This window comes from Mycobacterium sp. 1465703.0 (assembly GCF_001672975.1).
Classification (GTDB): domain Bacteria; phylum Actinomycetota; class Actinomycetes; order Mycobacteriales; family Mycobacteriaceae; genus Mycobacterium.
Genome location: NZ_LZKU01000085.1, coordinates 1 through 695, shown reverse-complemented (window position 1 = coordinate 695; position 695 = coordinate 1). Strand labels below are relative to the sequence as shown.

Genomic DNA, 695 nt, shown 5'->3' with positions numbered 1-695 from the left:
GACAATCCGCCGCCGGCCCGCATCGTGCTGCTCTCCGACGGCGGCGAGAACAAGCCCTCCAATCCCGGCGATCCGCATGATGGCGTCTACACCGCGGCGCGGCTGGCCAAGGACGAGGGCGTGCCCATCTCGACGATCTCGTTCGGGACCAAGGGCGGTGAAATCGAGATGGACGGGCACCGGATCGCGGTCCCGGTCTCGACCGACCAGATGAAGACGGTCGCCAAGCTGTCCGGCGGGCAGTCCTACACCGCCACCAACCTCGGCGAGCTGGAGAAGAGCTACAACGCCATCGAGAACGAGATCGGCTACGAGACCGTCAAGGGCGACGCGAGCATGGCCTGGATGTTGCTCGGCGCCTTCGTCATGGCCGGCGCCATCTTGGCCGGCCTGCTGCTCAACCGCAGGCTGCCCGCCTGAGTCGTCAGCTGGGCAGCCGCCGGTTGATCAGCAGGGCCAGCGCCGTCGCGATCAGTGCGGTCAGGACGCCCAGGCGCAGCCAGCCGGAGCTGCCCGGTCCGGGCACCGTGCGGTAGCCGATCTCGTTCTCGATGGCGTTGTAGCTCTTCTCCAGCTCGCCGAGGTTGGTGGCGGTGTAGGACTGCCCGCCGGACAGCTTGGCGACCGTCTTCATCTGGTCGGTCGAGACCGGGACCGCGATCCGGTGCCCGTCCATCTCGATTTCACCGCCCTTG

The 695-nt window shown here is 67.6% G+C and carries 2 pseudogenes; one reads left to right on the top strand and one right to left on the bottom strand.

From position 1 onward, the window contains the following. Positions 1-420, top strand: a pseudogene (locus tag A5625_RS08095) (hypothetical protein); the annotation flags it as partial. A 4-nt stretch (positions 421-424) separates the two neighbouring features. On the opposite strand, the pseudogene A5625_RS08090 reads toward A5625_RS08095, so the two are convergent. Next, positions 425-695, bottom strand: a pseudogene (locus A5625_RS08090) (hypothetical protein); the annotation flags it as partial.